General features: G+C 70.2%; 2 protein-coding genes and 1 pseudogene. All 3 read left to right on the forward strand.

Annotated elements, in window-relative coordinates; translation table 11 throughout:
* Positions 1 to 137: 137 nt before the first annotated feature.
* A pseudogene (locus tag ACIRS1_RS38395) lies at positions 138 to 694 on the forward strand (replication initiator); the annotation flags it as partial.
* Between the two features lie 86 nt (positions 695 to 780).
* Complete coding sequence (locus ACIRS1_RS38400; protein ID WP_402847309.1) at positions 781 to 1,104, forward strand: trypco2 family protein; 324 nt, start codon at positions 781 to 783, stop codon at positions 1,102 to 1,104.
* Between the two features lie 28 nt (positions 1,105 to 1,132).
* On the forward strand, positions 1,133 to 2,158 hold the full coding sequence (locus tag ACIRS1_RS38405; protein WP_402847310.1) for a trypsin-like peptidase domain-containing protein: 1,026 nt from the start codon (positions 1,133 to 1,135) through the stop codon (positions 2,156 to 2,158).
* Positions 2,159 to 2,252 lie beyond the last annotated feature (94 nt).

Raw genomic sequence — 2,252 nt, forward strand, 5'->3', positions numbered from 1 at the left:
CACGGACCCGACCGCCACGAGATCCTGGAATCGAGTCCGTGCTACCTCGATCAAAGCCGGACAGTTGGGGGGAATCCCCTATCGAACACCCTCTTGGAGGAGATCCGCAACAGCACCGACAACCTGCGGACCGAACTGAGCCCACGGGCAGCCTCCTGACGGCCTGCGGCAACCGCCGCGCCTCGCGCTGCCCGGCCTGCTCCCGCATCTACGCCGCCGACACGTTCCAACTGATCCGGGCAGGCCTGACCGGCGGCAAGAACGTACCGGACACCGTCCGAACCCACCCCCGCGTGTTCACCACGCTCACCGCGCCCTCCTTCGGCCCCGTCCACAACCGCCCCACCAACGCGGGCGGTGCCCTGCGGCCCTGCCGCTGCGGCAAACGCCACGAACCCACGGACGCGCTGCTCGGCACACCCCTGGACCCGAAGACCTACGACTACCCGGGCGCGGTCCTGTTCAACGCCAACGCCGGAGCCCTGTGGGCGCGCTTCACGATCTACCTGCGCCGCGAGATCGCCGCCCGGATCGGCCTGACCCAGAAAGCGGCCCGCGCCGTGCTGCGCGTCTCCTTCGCCAAGGTCGCCGAATACCAGAGCGCGGCCTGGTCCACTTCCACGCCGTGATCCGCCTCGACGGCCCGGACGGCAGCACCCAACCCCCACCCCCGTCCGCCACCGCGACCCTGCTCGCACCGGTTTGGCCGTTCTCGGTGTGTGAGGCGTGTACGGCGGATACGCTGACCGATCCTAGAGCCGATCGTCGTGTGGGGGGCGCATGGAATTCGACGGCACGGAGCTTTCCGAGGCGATCGCGGCCGTCAGGGCCGGACTCGTCGCAGCCCAGCGCAGCGGGGCGGACTCGGAAATCCGGTTTACGGTGAAGGATGTCGTGGTGGACCTGGGGCTGGAACTTCGTCGGGTCGGGGGCGTCAGCGGCGGGGTCAAGGCGTTCGTGTTCTCGAGCGAGGCTCGCGGGGAGCAGACCAGCGGGCGGACGCACCGGCTGACCGTGACGCTTGGGGTCGTTGGCGGCGAAGAGGTGCCGATCAGCGGTGTCGGTGAGGTCGGCGTGCCCGAGGGCGGGTACTCGCTGCGGTAGCGGGTCGTCGATGTGGTGGGAAAGGGCCGTGTCCGTGGAGTGCTCGGGCAGGGTCGACGCCGGGTGTGTAGTGGCGCCCGGCCTGGTCCTCACCGCCGTCCACGTCGTCGGGCCCGCCAAGCCCGGACAGGCCTTCGGCCCGTGTGCGGTGGGACTCATCGGCAGCCCTGTACGTGCAGTGGCCGAGGTGGCCTGGCACCGGGAGGACGCCGCGCTGCTGCGGTTTCGGCCGGCCGACCTGCCCCGCGAGTTCGCTCCCGTCCGGTGGGGCGAGATCGTGTGCGTCAGTCCGTCGCGGCCAGCGCGCTGCGTCGCCGTCGGACTTCCAGCGGCGGCCGAGCGCCGGCAAGGCAACGGAGAGTCGGGCACGGTGCGCCGATGGCGCGAACCCGAGGCGGCGGAGGGGCACATCAACGCCGGCGACACGGGCGGCCGCTTCTACAGCCTCCAGGTCGACAGCGCCGTCCCGGCCGGTGAGCCCGAGCCCGGAACCTCTCCTTGGGCAGGCATGTCCGGCGCCGGGGTATTCCACGAAGACCTGCTCGTTGCCACCGTGCAGCAGGCCGTACCCGGGAGAGCCAACGCCCGCCTGGAAGCCATCCCCGCCCGCAGGCTCCTGGACGACCGCGGATTCTGCGACATCGTGGAACGGGCCAGCGGTACGCGCCCGCAACTGGAACCCGCCGACCTCCACAGCATCTTCGACAGCCCCCTCCAGCCCGTGGCCGCCGCCTCCTACCTCCTGGCCGCACGCTCCGAGACCGTCGAATTCACCGGCCTCGACACCGAACTGCAGCTCCTGCACGATTGGTGCCACAGCCCGCGGGCCGTTGACGTCGCCGTCGTACGCGGGCCCGGCGGAGTCGGCAAAACACGCCTGGCCGTAGAACTCGCCCGTCGCCTCGCCGACCGCAGACCACAATCCGAGTCGACCGCCGACACCAGCAACTTCCCATGGTCCACCGGATTCCTCGACCCCAGGGCCGATCAGCGGGCCTACCCGATGCTGCGCCACCTGATCCGTCCGGCCCTGATCGTCATCGACTACGCCTAAGAATTCATCTCATTTGGTGATTCTGCGGTGGCAGATGAGGGCGGCGGCGATGGTGGCGAACGCTGCGAAGTGAGCGCCCTTGCGCTCGTAGCGG

This window comes from Kitasatospora sp. NPDC101176 (genome assembly GCF_044768035.1).
Classification (GTDB): Bacteria; Actinomycetota; Actinomycetes; order Streptomycetales; family Streptomycetaceae; genus Kitasatospora.

Excerpts from the sequence above, each read along its gene's own strand:
- ACIRS1_RS38400 (WP_402847309.1), top strand. The coding sequence starts at position 781 with ATGGAATTCGACGGCACGGAGCTTTCCGAGGCGATCGCGGCCGTCAGG.